The sequence below is a fragment of the Paenibacillus xinjiangensis genome (assembly GCF_059686975.1).
In genome coordinates this window covers 108,161-127,450 of sequence record NZ_JCAALS010000007.1, presented here as the reverse complement: position 1 = coordinate 127,450, position 19,290 = coordinate 108,161, and the positions used below count along the sequence as shown (strand labels likewise).

The window sequence follows — 19,290 nt, the reverse complement described above, 5'->3', positions numbered from 1 at the left end:
GGGGGAAGAACAGGAGTGCTTTATGTTTATGGAGCCTGATTCGCTCTAATCACATCAGCTCTTCCATCGCGGAATGGTAATAGTGACGGTCTGAGCTCCTCCGGCAGTCGTAATGGTTCGATTGGTAATATCAGCGCCGCCGGATGCGACCTCAACATTGCTCCAAGCACCTTTAGTGAATTTGTATTGAAAAGCTGTACCAGAGGCTATATCGAGCTTAATGCTGTAAGTGCCGTCTGTATTCGCAGTCAGCTTGTAATTCGGATCCGCTGGAGCCCAGTTATTCAATGTACTCGTCATGTACAGATCCGAGGTTGTGTTAGCAGGCGGCGTTACATGGAAGGTTACGCTGTCTGGCTGCGGAAGCCCTGCTGTTATGGTACCTGCGACGAAGGTGGATGTGCCGGCTGTGAACTGATAGTTCTGACCGCCTCTATTATCCCATGTGCCGCTGCCATTATTGAAAGCAACGTTCAGGCCTGTAGCCGCACCAATATCAATTGTAATGACGTTGTACCCGGCAATATCGGATGCTGGCATTGCGACTCCAGGAGTTGTTGTCCAAGCGCCGCCGATCGGCTGGTAATGAATATAGGGTGTTGCATATCCACGCTTATAGTAGATGGTCGCTTTATTGCCAGTCTCAGTCTTAACCGTGATGGAACTGCTTGGGTCGGATACATTGCCTACAGCATCACGTGCTTTGACAGTAAAGGTATAATCCGTATCCGAGCTTAAGCCTGCTGCAGTATACGTTAAGACCGTTCCAGTAGTAGAGCCGACTTTTGTACTGCCTTGGTAAATATCATACGCTGTAACAGCGACATTATCCGTTGCAGCTGTCCAAGAGAGTGTTACAGTTGAGCTTGTTTTGGCTGTCGACTGGAGCGCAGTCGGTGCAGCTGGCGCCACGGAGTCTGGGGCACCGCTCGTAATTGTACCTGCGCTGTAAGTCGATGTACCGGCAGGGAACATATAATTAAGTCCACCTCTGCTGTCCCACACTCCGCTTCCATTGTTGAAGGCTACTTCAAGCTGAGTAGCTGTGCCAATGTTAACGGTAATTTTGTTGTAGCCTGCTACCTCAGCTGCTGGAATAGCGATGCCGGGTAGAGAATTCCAGACGCCATTAAGCTTGTAATGGAGATAAGGTGTCGTATAACCCTGCTTATAGTAAATGGTTACGGTATTGCCTGGTGCAGGTGGACCTGTCGTTACGGATACGGCGTTGCTCTCATCCGAGACGTTGCCAGCAGCATCATAGGCTTTTACGGTAAAGCTATAGGAAGTCAATGCTGTTAAGCCTGTTGCTGTATAGCTTGGTGTAGGTGATGTGCCTACTTGCACACCGTCTCTCCATATTTGATAGCCCGCAACTGCGATATCATCGGTTGACGCTGTCCAAGCCAGTGAGGCTGTTATATCTGTATGTGCCGTGGAGGTGAGGTTAGTCGGCACAGTCGGCGCCCCAAGATCTACAGGCTCAGGATTATGATCATATAATTGACCCGAGTACCAGCTGTCTTGAGTAATCAATATGCCAGCTGCACTGACTCCTGGAGTCTGATGACCGCTGCTGTCTTTGAAAATAACTCTTACACTATCGAGTCCGATGAAGGTATAGCTGTACCAACCGCTGCCCTCAGACGTCATCGCAGGTGAAGCAGCCCAGAGAGGCTCTGCTATGACAGGAGAGGTCTCGTAAAAATAGAGTAGAGGAGCACTCCAGTTAGCTGGCTTCTTAAAATGTATCGTTAATGGCGCATTTGGATCTTTTTTCGTAAAAGTATATTCCTTGGTGGAAGTGCCGAATTCATTCTCCGCATACAGCTTGAGTGTCTTACTCTCATTAAAGGCCATATCTTGGCCGATTGTTAACTGCGTTCCAGAGGTGAATGTTGTTCCTTGCTGTGGATTGCTGCCGTCCAATGTATATTTGCCATCGGTAGCTCTGGCTAGGGACAGCGTTATGTCGAGTGTCTCTGTCTTGAACGTGCCACTTGTTGGGCTGGCGCTAAGGGCAGGCAGGTTGGATGGATGAGTCTGCTCAATAAGGATGACACCGTTCGCATGCGCGGTAAATTCGGCTTTGCCTCCGCTGACCATAACGCTAACGCCAGTGTAAGCATCTCTTACCGTTGCTCCATCATCGAAGACAGACCCCACATTGACCTCTACTGTTCCAGTAGCTCCTGTTACGACAACAACATTATCTTGTATGCCGTTCTTGTCATAGGTTCTGCTGAAGGTATAAGGGCTTGCTGCTATTTGTTTGTGACTGCCAGCCCCTACTGATAGATGATTGTTCCGGAATTGTCCAAGCTTCTGCCAATGTGTCAGAACACTTGTATTGATGGCATTCCAGTTCATGAAGGAGCGTGTGCCTTGATACGGATCTGACCCAGTCTCTCCAAAAGGCCGTCCAGTCTCGTCGCCATAGAACACCTGCACGCCGCCAGGCAGCAGCATAAGCGCAGTTCCGGCCTGCATTAATTTGGTTCGATCATAGAGCTTCGTATCATGTGAGGAAATATAGCTGAGTACGTTAAAGGTAGGATCGTTATTGATCGCTGCCGCATAAGAGGAATAAGTCCCCTCTAGGGAGTTGATATTCGAATCTTGGAAGGCGAAGTTAATGACAGAGTCGAAGCCGTTGCTGAAGTAGGCGCTTTTGCCAACTCCATGGCCCCATACCTCGGCTGTCATCCAGAAATTATCGGTCCAGTCGGCACCCGGCTTGGTCGGGTTATTCTCTCTCCATGTAGTAAGTGCTGCGTTGGCATCGGTCTTCAGCTTGCTCCAGGCAGATAGATCGGCATGCTTGGCCGTATCTACGCGGAACCCGTCGATCCCGAATTCCTCCACCCATGAGGCTAACCATTTGGAAATAGAGTCAGCAGGCGACAGATTGAGATTCTGTCTGAGATTGGCTGCAGCAGGGATGATCCACGGTTCGAAGCCAGTGGCTTCCTGAGCCCATTTGGTCGTTAAGACATTCGCGGCTCCAACACTGCTGGTCAGCTCTGTCCGGAAATCGGGCAGGCCTGCAAGACATTGCGTCTTGTCATCGCCACCGCAAGCGGTGTAGCCGCCAATACCCGCACGTACCCAGCTGCCCCACCAAGGAGCCCAGGCGGTAGCGTTGGTGAAGTCTACAAAATCATTATAAGTATGCCAAGTTTGACCGGAGCCTGGCGTCCATGTGCTGTTGATCGTCCTGGCACCGAATCCGTACTGCTCCATATCCTTCAACGTGGCATAGCCAGCATGATTCATGACTACATCCATGACGATCCGAATCCCTTGGGAATGGGCAAGATCGACGAATTCACGCATTTCCTCTACGGTTCCCATATTTTTATCCATTTCCGTATAATCAAGCGCATAGTAGCCGTGGTAGGAATAATGGGCAAAATCACCGCCGCTGCCGCCTCCGACCCAGCCATGGATTTGCTCATAAGGAGCCGTTATCCAGATCGCATTGATACCCAGATCGGTGAAATAACCATCCTGCAGCTTCTGAGTTAAACCTTTAATGTCTCCACCCTGAAAAGTACCGATATTTTTGCCTGTTGCATCTGTCTGAACCCTGCCGTAGGAATTATTATTGCTTGTATTGCCGTCCTTGAATCGGTCAGTCATAGTGAAATAGATACTTGCATTATCCCAAGAAAAAGCAGGCTGTGACGCCGTAGTAGTGACGGTCTCTGAGGCATGAGCCACCTGCGATTGATAAGGAATGAATGAAGCAATTACGATGATATAAGCCAGAAGCATGGATAACCACTTACGGTTTGCCGTAGACATTGTGAACCTCCTCATTGGATTAGAATGGAACTGCTAAATGAAATACGTGTTGTGCAAACGTTTTCCATTTGTTGCATAATGTAGGGAGTACCACCTCCTAGAAAGAGTAATAGCCTGCTATAAATGTAATCGCTTTCAAATATGCTTGGTTAGGCAGACAATTTAACGGTCAATAGAAAAGATAACAAATATCCTTGTAAATACGTGGTTTTGGATTAAGTATGTTGGGGAAGCACTAGACTAGTGGGAGTTAAATAAGAAGTGAGAGTAGGTTACATAATTATGGTAATCCAAGAGATGAAATAATACAAACGTTTGCACACATTGAAAGCGCTAACAAATTAGATTAATTCTTCAGAATTCTCTTTTTATCTCTTTTATTCTCTGTTTTTTGGAAATTTAGAATGTGCAATTCTATCCAATTAATTCTTCGGAATAGAAGGCGGCTGCAGTAATAAATGGCTTGTCTAAAAGGGACATTCATCAACAGCATTCGACAAATAAGCGGTCATTAATTTCGTGGAATAAATAGACATTTTCGGGTAAAATGGAGGGGGTTGGATATGTGAATAGTAGGAGAGTGAAGCTAATGGCAGGGGTAAGCTTAGGTAAAAAGGTAGCTTACAGCTCGGGGAATTTATCTGTAAATTTAATTGCACAGGCATTCGCGACTTACATTGTGTTCTATTATGTTGATGTTCTGGGAGTTCGGCCTTACCTGATCAGCGTGGCTATGGTTATTCATGGAATTATCAATGCTGTATTGAATCCACTATTCGGATATATGTCCGACAGAACGAAATCTCGATTCGGCAGACGTGTTCCTTACATGATGTTCGGGATGGTGCCGTTAGCTGCTTTGTTCACAGCTATTTGGTTCCCTATCGGTACAGGAATGAGTCTGTTTTGGTATTTTCTCATCGTCATTCTTGTCTATGATATCTTCTTTGTTATGGTTGTATTGAACTATTCCGCACTCTTCCCCGAGCTGTTCGTAACCATTAAAGAAAGAGCGAACGTCTCCTCATGGCGGCAAATGCTTGGCATAGTCGGGATGATTATTGGAGTTGCACTGCCTCCAATGCTATATGGGAACTTGGGCTGGGGTCCTATGGGAGCCATATTCGCAGCAGTAGCTCTTCTGTTCTTTGTCATTACCTTGACTGCGAGTAAGGAAAAAGGTACGGCACCCGAAGCGACCATCGGTTTTCTCGCATCGATTAGATTCACCTATTCTAACAAAGCATTCTTGTTCTATGTTATAGGGAGCTTCCTCGTTCAGTTCACCTTCGCTCTCCTGCCCGCGATGATCCCATTCTTCACGAAATACGTGCTTGCGGCACCTGAGAGTAACAACACAATTCTGCTTGCTGCCATATTCATAGCTGCGATCCCATTCGTCTATTTCTGGGGACGCGCAGTTCAGAAATGGGGACCGCGAAGCACGATTATTGTGGCTGTCATTTGTTATATGCTTGCGATGCTTCCTTTCTTATTCGTTACAAGCGTAGCAGCAGCAGCGGTTACAGCGGCGCTTGTGGGCGTTGGGCTGGCAGGGCTAATGGTCTTGCTTGAAATCCTGCTGTCGGAAGTGATTGATGAGGATGAGAAGCGCACAGGCGAGCGCCGGGAAGGGATGTACTTCGGCATGAACGGTTTTATAGTCCGCTGGGGGGTATCCTTGCAGGCAGTCGTACTGGGCGTCGTCTTAGAGACGACAGGGTATGTTGCAGATGCGGCTGAGCAGACCGATGCTGCAATCTGGGGTATCCGCTCAATGCTTGGCCTTATTCCAGTCGCAGCACTAATCGGCGCGGTGGTGTTTTTTTATCTATATCCGATCCGTTCTCAGGCTCAGACAACTGCTTCTAAGGATGAGACTATCAATCACTAGGATGATGAGGTAAATTGGATATAGGCATAATACTGAAGGTGTGATGAAGTGGTTACGGTAACAACACAGATTAGAATAGAAGCTCCAACCCAGCGATGCTTCGATCTAGCAAGAGATATTGATGTTCACACTCGAACAGTGTGGAAGCATACGAAGGAGAAGGCTGTAGCTGGCGTTACCTCGGGTCCTATACAGGGAGGCGAGAGCGTCACCTTCGAGGCGACACATTTCGGCATTCGTCAGAGGCTGACTTCTAAGATTACGGAGTATGATCCACCTTATTTATTCGTCGATGAGACGCAAAAAGGAGCGTTCAAAAGTCTTAGGCATATCCATCAATTCAAGCAGCAGGGCGGTGCAACGATTATGCTGGATACGCTGCATTTTGAAGCTCCTTTCGGTATCATCGGCTGGACTGTTGAACGGCTCATCCTTAAGCGCTACATGAGAAAATTTCTAGAGCATCGCAATCTAGAGCTGAAGAAGCTGGCTGAACTTAGTCAAGCTTATGAAGTGAAGTCGTCAGGCAGCCTGCCGGTATAGGTGGACTGGGGACGATAGATTCGATTGACGGAGGCTTGCTCAAGCATATGAGTCGTCCAGCCAACGATTCTTGCTACAGTGAATGTTGGTGTGAAAAGATCAGACGGCAGCTTGATGGCCCTCATGATAGCGGCGGCGAAAAATTCGATATTCGTATATAACCGCCGTGCAAAGCCCCTTTCATCGCACGATAGCCCTTAGCCCAATGACCGCGATATACCAAGTACCCTCGTTATCCATCCACCAGACTAATGTCTGAATCGGCTGCAACAATATCCTCTAATCCAGTTACTTTTTCCATTATTTGCATATCCCCTCCCTTTTGCAAGAGTATAACGAAGCTTGCTGATATTGTAAAACTATCGTTTGTTCTCATGGTGATAAATAAAATTGATTGAAATCACAATCCTGTAGTCTGAAACGACCAAAACATCCATGAATGAAATGAGGGGCATTTGTTTAAATTATATGGCAGACAAAGCGGGAGGACGTGTGAGCTTCTTTGAAGGATAAGAAACGATTGGACTTGGCTGCATTAGCCTCCATCCCATTGATTATGACACTTGCTAATTCCATGCTTATTCCTGTCCTTCCTTTGATGAAAAAGGAACTGAAGATTTCAGCTATGCAGTCAAGCTTAATTATAACGGTATACGCAGCCATCTCCATTCTGTGTATTCCAATTGCCGGTTACCTGTCGGATCGATACGGCCGCAAGCTAATCATTATAATTGGTTTATCGCTCGCTGCTCTTGGCGGAGCCATCTCAGGACTTGCTGCCTGGCTGCTGGATCAGCATGTGTATGCCATTATTTTGCTCGGACGGTTCATTCAAGGGATTGGTGCAGCTGGAGCTTTCCCAATTGTCCTTCCTCTGGTTGGCGATATGTTCGACAGTGAGGAAGAGGTGAGCAGCGGGCTCGGCATGATTGAGACGTCGAACACGTTCGGTAAAGTAGTGAGTCCCATACTGGGCTCGGCCCTGGCGTTAGTAGTATGGTACTTGCCTTTGGCGATCATTCCTATCATATGTATCATCTCAATTGCAGCTGTGCTGCTGTTCGTTCATACCCCTAAGAAGAAACAGAAGGAGAGCAGCACGATCAAGCAGTTTCTACACTCCATCAAGTCTATTTTAGCGGAAAAAGGACATTGGCTCTATGCCATATTCGCTATCGGCGGCATTGCCATGTTCATTATGTTCGGTTTCCTCTATTACCTGTCTTCTGTACTGGAGGATCATTATCAAATCGATGGCATCTGGAAAGGTGTTCTGCTGGCCATCCCTTTGAGCGCCATTTGTTTAGCCTCATTTGTCACAGGCAAAATGGTAGGGGAAAACAAGAATAGAATGAAATGGTTCACGGTTGCTGGGGCTGTTGTTGCTGCTGCAGCTATGCTGGGATGCGGAATGGTGAATACGAAGGGGATTGTTGTATTGTTATCCCTAATGTTCGCAAGTGGAGCGGGTATCGGTCTTATTCTTCCAAGCCTGGATGCTCTAATTACGGAGGGAATTGAGAAGCAGGAGAGGGGAACGATTACTTCTCTTTACAGCAGCACGCGATTTATTGGAGTCGCTGTCGGGCCTCCGGTGACGTCACTCATTCTAAATAAAGAGTCGTTGTTATTTTATCTGTTCGCAGGGTGTGCCGTCTTATGTTGTCTATTGGCGCTAATTGCGATTAAGCCGAAGGCGGATGCTGATGCTAAGGCAAAATAATGAGAAGCAGCAGTCTTAATTGGGATTAAGGCTGCTGTTTCTGTTTTAATTCACCTTTTAATTGTGCTTGCTCCACGCATTTTTTGCAGACACATGATTTATTCCTTTCCTCAGGGGGAATTCTGTTAAGTAAAGCGCTTGGGATGTGTGTATGGAAGCACCAGCAATCAGCCTCAGTCTGATTGGTACTCAGCCCACAGCTATTCGGCTCTCCGCATATGGGACAATTCAATGAAATCAGCTCCTATTCAATAGCCAGTCTTTCATTGCTTCTAATTTATAATTATGTTAAAGTTATAATTATTATATTTAAGAAACAACATGGAGGCGGTGATTAGCCTTGATTATAGAAGAGCAATTCCAAACAATCAACCGACAATTTGTTCAGAAGGGGTCTAAGCTTACTCCTCAGCGAGAAGCGACGGTTCGTGTATTGTTGGAGAATGAGAAGGACCATCTAAGTGCCGAGGATGTATATATGCTTGTCAAACGAAGCTATCCCGATATCGGGCTTGCTACTGTGTATCGGACGCTCGAGCTTCTCAGCGAGCTTCATATTGTAGAGAAAGTGAATTTCGGTGATGGAGCGGCAAGATTTGATCTGCGCAGCAATGATCAAGCTCATCACCACCATCATCTAATATGTGTCGAATGCGGGACGATTGAAGAGATTAAGGAAGATTGGCTGCTTCCGATGGAGCAGCGGGTTGCACGAGAATTTGGCTTCACCGTGCAGGATCATCGTCTTGATTTTCAAGGAATTTGCGCCTCCTGCAGAAGCAAAGCGCAGTCAATCAAAGAGCAAGTTGGCAAATTAGCTTAACCATAGCTGCAAGCAATGATAAAGCCGGGATGACCTTCAGCGAAGGAATCCCGGCTTCTTTGTGTCTATAGCCACTGCTCTAGAGCATGTTCGTATCAATAATACGCCAATGGTATTTGAGCGCACATTCCAGGGCATATTTATCTTTGCTGCGGAACAACTCAATCATTTTGCGATGCTCGCTGTTTACTTCTTTTAGGACAGAAGATAGCTTGCTCTTGTCTTCACTTGAATAGGATTGACGGATAAAGCTGTTCTTTAAGGAAACCAGCATTTCAATCAGGGTAGGATTATCACATTTATACGTATATAGCTCGTGGAAAGACAATTGATCCTTATAATAATCTGCGAAATTAAGCTGATCAATATCATGGTCAATTTTGTCCACTATAGCAGTCATTTTCTCCAGATCGGATTTTTGCATAAAGTCTACAGCAAGGGTAGCCGCTAGTGCGTCCATAGAGCCAATGATTCTAGAATAATCAAGCTTTTTTTTGGGATCGAACGCTTTCACGGTGAAGCCTCGGCGAGGCAGGTATTCTAATAGATTATCAGACGTCAATTGGAACAATGCTTCACGGGTTGGCGTTCTGCTAATGTCCAAACGTTTGCATATCTCGGCCTCATTGATTTTTTGATTGGGTAGCAGCGTCCCATCTTGAATCTTTTCGGCAATATAATCATATACGTGATCTTTTAGCGATTGGTATTTGGGCGCATGCATACCTAATTCTCCTCTTCATACATAGTCACCTTACTTTGACGAATATTGTCATTATAGCCAAATTCGTCCGAGCAATATCATGCGGTGCAATCACTTGTTGAATATATGAGAATGCTAGCAATCATGATAATTAAAGGATGTACAATGTACTATTATTATTATAAATAGGTACTACTATCTTAACATTGAAGGTTAGCTCCGACAAGGAGGGGAAGGAACTATATTGAATGTCATTATACATGACATACTATAAGCGATTTTTAGAATATGTTGGGTGAAATACAAATTAATGTTGTGGTCACTAAAGATAGATGGTATAATTTCTCACGTAAACACTGTGTATTGTTTTCTGTACATTGTGTTATGTATATTGTATACAAATTTGTGAGAGAGACTAATTAAATAATGGGAGAGATGCGAATTGAAGAAGAGGCTCATGTTACTTATGGTTGCGGCAATGGTAGTGCTATCTGCTTGTGGACAGAACAAAGAAACGAATTCCACAGCTGGAGCGAACAATGGGAGTCCTGCGCCAGTTGAAGAGAAGACTAAGCTCATACTTGGGACAAGCGCTGATTATGCTCCATTTGAATTCCATAAAACAATTGATGGTAAAGACACTATAGTAGGCTTTGATATTGAGATTGCAAAAGAAATTGCGAAGGACATGAATGCAGAGCTTGAGATTCAAGATATGGATTTCGATGGGCTGCTGCTGGCTCTGGATACCGGTAAGGTGGACATGGTTATCTCTGGACTGACGCCTACAGAAGAGCGTAAGCAAAATGTCGATTTCTCTGAAATCTACTATTTCACAGATCAAGGAATTTTAGTGCAGAAGGATAAGGCAGATGCCTTTAAATCCATGGATGATTTGAAAGGGAAAAAGATTGGGGTTCAGAAGGGCAGTATTCAAGAGGGCATTGCTCAAGAAGTCGAGGGAGCTAATCTGACATCACTAGGTAAAATTCCTGAGTTGGTGCTTGAGTTAACTAGCGGCCGTGTAGATGCAGTTATACTTGAGAGGCCTGTAGCTGATCAATATGTGCTTACGCAATCCGCTATTGTCGTATCAGATATTAAGATTGAACAGTCTGAAGATGAATCAGGAGTAGCGATCGCTGTTAAGAAGGGGAATACGGAACTCGTAGATAGTATGAACAAGACGATAACCCGCTTGAAAGAAGCTGGAGATATTGACCGATTCGTTGTTGAAGCAAATGAGCTGGTTAGTGAATAATGGACGGATGGAGTAGTTGCAAATGGATTTTGATTTCTCATTCCTTGAAGACCATTGGCAGACTTATTTAAGAGGAGCATGGCATACGCTGGAGTTATCTTTCTTCGGCGTGGTGCTGGGCACCGTGCTCGGCGTGGTCTTTGCCTTGCTGCGGATTTCGCGCTTCTGGCCGCTTAAGGCGTTCGCGTCCACTTATATTGAAGTCATTCGTGGTACGCCAATGCTGGTTCAAATCTTTATTATTCATTATGGATTAACAAGCTTCGGTATTAATCTTCCCGCATTTATATCCGGTGTTGTTGCACTAACGATTAATAGCTCTGCTTATATGGCTGAGGTCTTACGCGCAGGCATTCAAGCGATTGATAAAGGACAGACGGAAGCGGCGCGCTCTCTCGGTATGACGCGAGGAATGGCGCTGCGCTATATTGTACTGCCGCAGGCTTTTCGCAACATGCTCCCCGCAATTGGTAATGAATTCATCATTATTATTAAGGATTCTTCCTTAATATCAGTAGTAGGCATAGCTGAATTAATGTATAATGCACGAACCATTCAAGGCGTTACCTTCCTTCCGATGAAACCACTGTTAGTTGCAGCCGCTCTATATTTCATTATGACGTTCACACTCTCCAGACTATTAACGGCACTTGAAAGGAAGCTGAGAAGCCAATGATTACAGTTAAGGGACTACGCAAATCATTTGGCAAGAATGAAATACTGAAGGGTATTGATACGGAGATTCATAAAGGAGAGGTAGTCGTCATTATTGGTCCTAGCGGCTCTGGCAAAAGCACCTTCCTGCGCTGCCTGAATCGTCTGGAAGAACCTACAGCAGGTGTGATCCGGATGGAAGGGGCGGAAATTACGGGAACCCAATCAGATTTGAATAAAATTCGTGAGCGGATGGGCATGGTGTTTCAGCATTTTAATCTCTTTCCTCATATGAATGTGATCGATAATCTGACGTTGGCACCTCGTAAGTTGAAGAAGAAGCTATCGAAAGAAGAGATTGAACGAACCGCAATGGAGCTGCTTCGCACGGTAGGGTTGGAGGATAAGCACGAAGCCTATCCGGATAAGCTGTCAGGCGGACAGAAGCAGAGAATAGCTATCGCTAGAGCGCTAGCTATGCAGCCTGATGTTATGCTGTTCGATGAGCCGACATCGGCTCTAGATCCTGAGATGGTTGGAGAAGTGCTTGATGTCATGAAAGGGTTGGCTGAGCAGGGGATGACTATGGTTATCGTGACCCATGAGATGGGCTTCGCACGTGAAGTTGGTGATCGACTGCTGTTTATGGACGATGGTGTCATTGTCGAGGAAGGCGCTCCGAGAGATGTTTTTCAAAATCCACAGCATATGCGTACCAAGGACTTCTTATCTAAAGTGCTATAAGCCAATGTAACGAAGAGGTGAATGCAGCAGTCACCTAGAAAATAAAGCTGATTTTCAGGTTTTCTGCGATTATTTATGTATATTGTATACAAATTGGGGTTGAAATCATGACAAATCAACAAACAGCTGCTGTCATGGCGTTATCAGAGCAGTATGGCGCTAACAATTATCATCCTCTGCCAATTGTTATTCATGAGGCACAAGGCGTTTGGGTAGAGGACCTGAATGGCAAGCGCTATATGGATATGCTTAGCGCTTATTCAGCGTTAAATCAAGGCCATCGGCATCCGAAGATTATAGCTGCGTTGAAAGCTCAGGCGGATAGAGTAACGCTGACCTCGCGCGCTTTTCATAACAGTATGTTAGGAGAATTCTACGAGAAGCTTTCTTTGTATACGAATAAGCCCAAAATATTAGCAATGAATACAGGAGCAGAAGCAGTGGAAACGGCTATAAAAGCTGTCCGGCGATGGGCTTATAGAATCAAAGGAGTTGCTGAGGAGCAAGCGGAGATTATCGTATGCAGCGGTAATTTCCATGGTCGAACGATAACCGTGACTTCATTTTCTTCATCAGAGGAATATAAGAAGGATTTTGGCCCATTCACCCCTGGCTTTAAGCTGGTGCCTTACGGAGATATTGAAGCACTCAAGCAGGCGATTACACCTCATACAGCAGCTTTTCTTGTTGAGCCTATTCAAGGTGAGGCAGGTATTGTTATTCCTCCAGAAGGTTACTTGTCAGCCGCATCTCGTCTCTGCAAAGAGCACCAAGTATTGTTCGTAGCGGATGAGATTCAGACCGGCTTTGGACGAACGGGAAGACGATTCGCCTGCGATTGGGAGCACGTTACTCCTGATGTATACATTATGGGCAAAGCACTTGGAGGAGGCGTAATGCCGATATCCGCGGTTGCTGCTGATGAAGAAATATTGGGTGTATTCGAGCCTGGCTCGCACGGCTCAACATTTGGAGGGAATCCGCTCGCTTGCGCTGTTGCTGTGGCTGCCATTGACGTGATGGAGGGAGAGAAGCTGGCACACCGATCCGAGTATCTTGGGGATTATTTTAGAGAAAAGCTGAATGAAATTTCTAGTCCGCACATCCGGGATATTCGTGGACGCGGACTCTTCATTGGTCTGGAGCTTGATACGAATGCAAGGCCTTATTGCGAGCGCTTGATGGCAGAAGGTCTGCTGTGTAAGGAAACCCATGATACGACGATTCGTTTCGCGCCTCCGTTAATTATTGAGCTGGAAGAAATTGATTGGGCTCTAGAGAAGATTAGGAAGGTATTGCTGGACGAGCATTAGAGAACGCCCCTGGTAAGAGAGGACAGATGAATATGGACAAGAATAGAGCAGTTGCTTCCGACAAAACAGAAGGGATGATCGCTATGCTTAAGGAGAAGAAGAAGGTGAGGCTAATTAGCGTTCCTTTTTGGCTGGGAGGGGGGCGTGCAGGTGCAGAGTTCGGTCCAGAGAGTATCATTCAAGCGGGCTTAATAAGACAAATTCGCAGTATGGGTATTGAGCTGGTTGGCGAGCATGAAGTGGATTGTCCGAGAAGAGGTGTATTGGACAAGAGTGAGCCCAAGATGAAATATCTAACAGAAGTGAAAGAGATGAGCGCTCTAGTAGGTGAACAGGTTCATCGGGCTGTCTCGGGTAAGTCCTTCCCAATAGTGCTTGGTGGAGATCATAGTATAGCTATCGGCACGCTGGCTGGGTTGACCGGTCATTATAACAATCTTGGTGTGATCTGGTTCGATGCTCATGGGGACTTGAATACGGAGAATACGACTCCTTCAGGCAATATGCATGGGATGGTTCTGGCTATTGCTCTTGGACTGTCTAAGTTCAAATTAACGGATATACCAGGTGCTGGTACCTTGATTCGCAAGGAGAATATCGTCATTGTGGGGGCTCGTGACCTTGATGAAGGTGAGAAAGAGCTTATTCGCTCTGAAGGAATTACTTGCTTCTCCATGCATGATATTGATCGGCTGGGAATTAAGACTGTGGTGGAGAAGGCGCTGGAAATAGCGGGCAACGGTACGGATGGCGTTCATCTTAGCTTCGATCTGGATTGCCTCGACCCTTTGGAGGCTGCTGGAGTGGGGACGCCTGTGCCTGGAGGACTTAATTACCGCGAGGCTCATTTTGCAATGGAGATAATGGCTGAATCGGAGCGAATTACATCTATGGATATCGTAGAGGTTAATCCAATGCTGGATACGAATAGAAGGACAGCAAGGCTGGCTGCTGAGCTGGCTGCTTCTTTGTTAGGAAAACGGATACTATAACAGTCAAAAATACGTGGATAGCTATGGATCAGCAGTGTCAGGATAGGTATATGTAACTATATCTAACATAATTTTGAGTGAAACGAAAGAATTAACTGTTTATAGTAAAATTTTCTTGTTTAAGTGATAGGCTGATGTTATGATATCTAACGAATAAAGTATATTGTGTTAAGTATATTGTATACAGATTTTGACGCTCTTATTTATATAGCATGCAGCATGGCAGTCAAAATGAATGAATGCTTTTGCGGAATGGGAGAGATGCTCATGATTTGATGCCGCAGTCGTTTTTCTTTTCTATCGTTTTTCTATTGCAAGATTACTAGAGATAAGAATCGAATAGGAGGAACACCATGTTAAGGAAAATGATGTCTAAGAGATTGATATCTCTTATGCTGCTGCTTACACTTGCGGTATCTGTAATTGCACCGACTATGACTTTTGCTCTGGAGCCTGACAGTGAGTCCATCGTATTGGACACGATTACGGAAGAAGTAGTAACGGAGGCTGAACCGGAGACAGAAGGAACCGCGGGAGAGGAACCGTCATCAGTTGAACCGGAAGTGGTAGAAGAAGAGGAATTAGTAAACCTCTCAGCCAAGCTTGCTGATGGTGCTTCCCTTGCTGAAGGGGATACCGGTTATATTGCATTAGGTCATGTGAATGTTCTGGACAGCGTGTACGGCAAACGTGCAGCTAACACAGATGGAGAAGTAGCCGCTCGCGACTATGTCGCCGAAGAGTTCGCCAAGCTCGGCTATCAGGCAGAGATTCAAGATTTTACTTATGGCAGCAATCGTAAGTCCAGCAACGTCATTGTTACCAAACCGGGGGTTTCCTCGAAGGTTGTTATTGTCGGTGCCCATTATGATGCGGTGACAGCAGGCAATGGCGCGGACGACAATGCTTCGGGTGTTGGCGTTATGCTGGAAACGGCTGCGGCATTGTCTACGATCTCTACACCTTACACGATTAAATTCATCGCATTCGGTGCAGAAGAGGCTGGCAAACGAGGCTCTCTCTACTATGTCTCTCAGATGACAGCAGAGGACAAGAAGAATACGGTTGCTATGATTAATATGGATAGCCTTGCTGTTGGTGATTTCATGTATATTTACGGCAGCAAAGGTCCTGAAGCAGGCTTCGTTCGAGACCTTGGCTTAAGCATTGCCGATCGCTTGGAGCTTGACGTGATCACGAATCCAGGTGAGAATCCTGCTTATCCAGAAGGTACAACCGGCAATTGGAGCGATCATGATCCGTTCGATAAGGCAGGCATTCCTTATGCTTATTTGGAAGCAACCAACTGGTCGCTAGGGGATAAGGACGGCTACGACCAAACGGTGAAGGATGGATCAATATGGCATACCTCCAAGGATAAGCTCAGCTACATTAATGAAAATTATTCTGGAAGAATCGAACAGCATCTGAATACGTTCGTTACACTGCTCACTACTATTTTAATGGAAATAGAAGAGCCTGAGGCTCAGAAGTTAGAGCTGAGCAATGATAAAGCTTCTATGACATTGGTTCGGACCATCAAGGTGCAATTCGAGCTTCCATCTACTTCGACCTTGAGCGATCTGAAATGGACGTATGGCGGCAAGCCGCTGGAGGAATGGAAGAAATGGGGCTCCAATGGTTATAACGGGGATCCGTTCATTACACTGGAAGGAACGCCTGTATTGGATGGGACGACCGTAACAGCTAACATCAAGTTCGACTTGCTCTACGGTACGACCAACCTGTCAGGAACGCATCGTTCCCGCTATCCTGCTATGATGGGAACTTGGGATTTGGAGGTTACAGGCAAATTCGACAATGTCATTGCCAAAGCGCCTATTAAGCTAGTGCCTTATGATAGCTTCCATACTTATAGCGAGATTAAACCAGCTATTGATAGAATTACGGCAGAAGCAGAGGCAACTACAGGACGTTATATTGAGAATCGTGTAATCGGACAATCCGTAGAAGGCCGCGATATTTACTTCACTATACTTGCGAAGGATAAAGCTTCCGTTGACCAGTATGTGAATGAAACGCTGCCAGCTATGATGAATGATCCTGCATCCTTGCAGACCAAGATCAAGAATGGTCAATTACAAGACTATAAGGTTCCGGTATGGCTGAACAACATTCACCCCGATGAAGCGCCGGGAATCGATGCAATCATTAACTTCTTCGAGACAATGGCAACAGAGGATAGTATAACGTACAACACGAGCAAAGATGCTCAGAATCCTGTGCCAGTAACACTGAATATGGACTCTGCCTTAGATAATGCTATATTCCTGCTCAATTTCACTGAGAACCCAGATGGCCGTGTGAAGAATACTCGTGCCAATGCGAATGGCTTTGACTTGAACAGGGATAATTCCTATCAAACACAGCCAGAGACGCAAGCGGTAACGGCGGAGATTGCCAAATGGTCACCGTTATCCTTCCTTGATCTTCATGGCTTTGTAGGAAGCTTCCTGATAGAGCCTTGTACGCCTCCGCATGATCCGAACTTCGAGTTCGATCTGCTCATCGACAGCATGGTCGAGCAGGCTAATGCAATGGGAGCAGCGGGAATTGCAAATACAGATATTAAGGCTTACCATATCCCTTATGTAGAGCAGCAGAAGAGTGCGGCAGATCCTAGCTATGTATCTCCAGGCTACACAAGCGGTTGGGACGATGCATCTCCTGCCTACACGGCTGTGTATGCGATGCATCACGGCGCACTAGGCCACACCTTGGAAATTCCAGCGTTGAATGAAGATTCCACAAGTGCTTTGTTCTTCGCCAGTCTTGCGGCTACCAAATATGTCGTAGACAACAAAGAGAAATTGTTCTTGAATCAGCTCGAGGTATACAAGCGTGGTATTGAAGGAACAGATAGCGAAGCGGTAGACCCTCACTTGGTTAACGCCAAGAATGAAGAAATTGGCCGTCCGCGTGAGGAAGGCAAGAGCTTCTTCCCGGAATACTATGTACTGCCAGTAGAGAACGCTCTGCAAAAAAATACTCTTGAAGCTTATGAAATGGTCAAATACTTGCTTCGGAACGGAGTGAGGATCGAGCGGACCACTGCGAAGGTGACGATTGGCTCAACTACGTACCCGGTTGGTACTTATATTGTCAACATGCATCAGGCGAAGCGCGGTTATGCTAACCTCGTCTTGTATGATGGAATCGACGTATCTGACTTTACAGAAATGTATGCCGATATCATTCAGAGCTTCCCGGATATGAGGGGCTTCGACAGCTATACGATCTATGAGTCGGGAGCATTTACAGGGAAGACGAATGCAGTCTCTTCCGTAACGATTCCTTCATCAACAGGAATACCTGGCAATGCGACCCATTATGTTATCAAAAATACGAATAATGATGCCATCAAAGCGGTTAACGAGCTGTTGGCTAATAAAAAGGCAGTTACCTTGCTTGATAATGGCGGTAACGGATATGAAGCGGGAGATTTCCTCGTATCCAAGTCTAATCTCCAAAGCATTGCTAATCACTTCTACTTGAATGTATATCCGTTCCCTCAGAAAGGGAATAGAGAGGGCAAGCTTCTTAAACAATCCACGCTTGCTGCGACCGGTGTACCAGCATTTGTGTTGAAGGAACTAGGCTTCGTTACAACAACGGAGCAAGCATCAAGCGACGTGTTAATCAACAGTGTTAATGCTAATCTGATTAAAGCAGGCAAGCCGTTTATCGGCTTCGGCAGAAGTGCAATGAATTCATTCAGGAATGCCAATCTTGTTACTGGCTTTAATTTCTCAACAACAGGCTCCTCACATGAAGGTCTGTTCAAAGCGCAATTGGTGCAGGATAGTGTGATTACAGCTCCTTATGACAGTGAGGAATATCTGTATACGGTATCCGGCTCTTGGATTACTGCGGTTCCAGAAGGTGCTGAAGTAATCGCTACTATTAGTAATGAAGAGGATTTCTTCAAAGCAGGATGGTGGCCAGGTTATACAGGAGCAAAAGGGCAAACATTGGCTTTCACCTATGATACAAGTGACTTGCATGTAACCATGTTCTCCAACGATCTCTTGAATCGCGCTCATACGAAGCATCAATTCCGTTTGCTGGCTAATGCTATCTATGCTGCAGGGCTATCAGCTGCGGTTGGGGAAATGGATGATGGTGTGGTCGATACAACACCAACTCCGGTGCCGCCAACGACGGGAACACCAAGCCCGACAGCAACACCTGAGCCAACACCGACGCCAAGTCCTGAGCCAACACCAGTACCTGTTACGTTCACCGACATTGGTCCAGTTGCTGGCTGGGCTAAGGATGCCATCGAGCATCTTGCGGCGCAGGGAGTCATTAATGGTATAGCAGAGGGGAAATTCGCTCCGCTTGCTCAAGTCACACGTGCTCAATTCTTAGCTATGCTTGTACGTGCATTCAGCTTGGAGGACAGCAGCGCGACAGTATCCTTCACTGACGTGGCAGCTTCGGATTGGTATTACCAAGAAGTAGCTGCGGCGGTAGAAGCGGGAATTGCACAAGGAATTGGCGGTAATAAATTCGATCCGAATCGACCAATTACACGTGAGGAAATGGCGATTATGGCTGCGAATGCATGGAAGAAAGTTACGGATATTACAGCAGACGATGCTGATCTGACTAAGTTTAAAGACAAGGATGCCATTGCTGATTATGCCAAAGAAGCGATTGCTCTCTTGACCAGAGAAGGTATTATTAATGGTATGACTACGGATACTTTTGTACCGAAGGGTGTAGCTAATCGAGCACAAGCAGCTGTTATCATTTATAGAATACTGACGCTTATTGAGTCTTAATAAAGACAATAAAGGAACTGCCACA

Annotated in this window: 13 protein-coding genes and 1 pseudogene; 10 read left to right on the top strand and 4 right to left on the bottom strand. The window is 45.9% G+C overall.

The window, feature by feature from the left end; all coding sequences use genetic code 11:
- Nucleotides 1-54 precede the first annotated feature (54 nt).
- Entirely contained in the window at nt 55-3,807 is a 3,753-nt protein-coding gene (locus AC6ESP_RS09315; protein WP_497096436.1) for a carbohydrate binding domain-containing protein, read from the bottom strand.
- Between the two features lie 565 nt (nt 3,808-4,372).
- Here AC6ESP_RS09315 and AC6ESP_RS09310 point away from each other — a divergent pair.
- Both AC6ESP_RS09310 and AC6ESP_RS09305 read left to right on the top strand, forming a co-directional pair.
- Nucleotides 4,373-5,701 carry an MFS transporter gene (locus AC6ESP_RS09310; RefSeq protein ID WP_497096435.1) on the top strand — a complete coding sequence of 443 codons (1,329 nt, stop codon included), beginning with the start codon at nt 4,373-4,375 and terminating at the stop codon, nt 5,699-5,701.
- Between the two features lie 48 nt (nt 5,702-5,749).
- Nucleotides 5,750-6,244 (top strand): SRPBCC family protein, encoded by a 495-nt coding sequence (locus AC6ESP_RS09305; protein WP_497096434.1) that lies wholly within the window; start codon nt 5,750-5,752, stop codon nt 6,242-6,244.
- Here the strand turns inward: AC6ESP_RS09305 and AC6ESP_RS09300 are convergent.
- Nucleotides 6,208-6,411, bottom strand: a pseudogene (locus tag AC6ESP_RS09300) (citrate/2-methylcitrate synthase); the annotation flags it as partial. The gene AC6ESP_RS09305 and the pseudogene AC6ESP_RS09300 sit on opposite strands and share 37 nt — an antisense overlap.
- A gap of 335 nt (nt 6,412-6,746) precedes the next feature.
- On the opposite strand from AC6ESP_RS09300, the gene AC6ESP_RS09295 reads away from it, so the two are divergent.
- Nucleotides 6,747-7,967, top strand: coding sequence for an MFS transporter (locus tag AC6ESP_RS09295; protein WP_497096433.1), 1,221 nt, complete (start codon nt 6,747-6,749; stop codon nt 7,965-7,967).
- A 25-nt stretch (nt 7,968-7,992) separates the two neighbouring features.
- Here AC6ESP_RS09295 and AC6ESP_RS09290 read toward each other — a convergent pair whose 3' ends face one another.
- Nucleotides 7,993-8,199, bottom strand: a complete 207-nt coding sequence (locus AC6ESP_RS09290) for a cysteine-rich CWC family protein (RefSeq protein ID WP_497096432.1) — start codon at nt 8,197-8,199, stop codon at nt 7,993-7,995.
- Between the two features lie 114 nt (nt 8,200-8,313).
- On the opposite strand from AC6ESP_RS09290, the gene fur reads away from it, so the two are divergent.
- A complete protein-coding gene (gene fur / locus AC6ESP_RS09285; RefSeq protein WP_497096523.1) occupies nt 8,314-8,790 on the top strand; it encodes a ferric iron uptake transcriptional regulator in 477 nt (158 codons plus the stop codon).
- A gap of 79 nt (nt 8,791-8,869) precedes the next feature.
- On the opposite strand, the gene AC6ESP_RS09280 is transcribed toward fur, so the two are convergent.
- Nucleotides 8,870-9,514, bottom strand: coding sequence for a GntR family transcriptional regulator (locus tag AC6ESP_RS09280; protein ID WP_497096431.1), 645 nt, complete (start codon nt 9,512-9,514; stop codon nt 8,870-8,872).
- Between the two features lie 445 nt (nt 9,515-9,959).
- Here AC6ESP_RS09280 and AC6ESP_RS09275 point away from each other — a divergent pair, with 445 nt between their 5' ends.
- From AC6ESP_RS09275 to AC6ESP_RS09250, 6 genes are all read left to right on the top strand, one after another.
- Nucleotides 9,960-10,754, top strand: coding sequence for a transporter substrate-binding domain-containing protein (locus AC6ESP_RS09275; protein WP_497096430.1), 795 nt, complete (start codon nt 9,960-9,962; stop codon nt 10,752-10,754).
- A gap of 22 nt (nt 10,755-10,776) precedes the next feature.
- Nucleotides 10,777-11,430 (top strand): amino acid ABC transporter permease, encoded by a 654-nt coding sequence (locus AC6ESP_RS09270; RefSeq protein ID WP_497096429.1) that lies wholly within the window; start codon nt 10,777-10,779, stop codon nt 11,428-11,430.
- The gene (locus AC6ESP_RS09265) at nt 11,427-12,152 is read left to right on the top strand and encodes an amino acid ABC transporter ATP-binding protein (RefSeq protein WP_497096428.1); all 726 of its coding nucleotides are present in this window, start codon (nt 11,427-11,429) and stop codon (nt 12,150-12,152) included. The genes AC6ESP_RS09270 and AC6ESP_RS09265 overlap by 4 nt, the downstream gene beginning before the upstream one ends.
- A 107-nt stretch (nt 12,153-12,259) precedes the next feature.
- Entirely contained in the window at nt 12,260-13,465 is a 1,206-nt protein-coding gene (locus tag AC6ESP_RS09260; protein WP_497096427.1) for an ornithine--oxo-acid transaminase, read from the top strand.
- A gap of 32 nt (nt 13,466-13,497) precedes the next feature.
- Nucleotides 13,498-14,457 carry an arginase gene (gene rocF, locus AC6ESP_RS09255; RefSeq protein ID WP_497096426.1) on the top strand — a complete coding sequence of 320 codons (960 nt, stop codon included), beginning with the start codon at nt 13,498-13,500 and terminating at the stop codon, nt 14,455-14,457.
- 368 nt (nt 14,458-14,825) lie between these two features.
- Nucleotides 14,826-19,265 carry a M20/M25/M40 family metallo-hydrolase gene (locus tag AC6ESP_RS09250; RefSeq protein ID WP_497096425.1) on the top strand — a complete coding sequence of 1,480 codons (4,440 nt, stop codon included), beginning with the start codon at nt 14,826-14,828 and terminating at the stop codon, nt 19,263-19,265.
- Nucleotides 19,266-19,290: the final 25 nt, after the last annotated feature.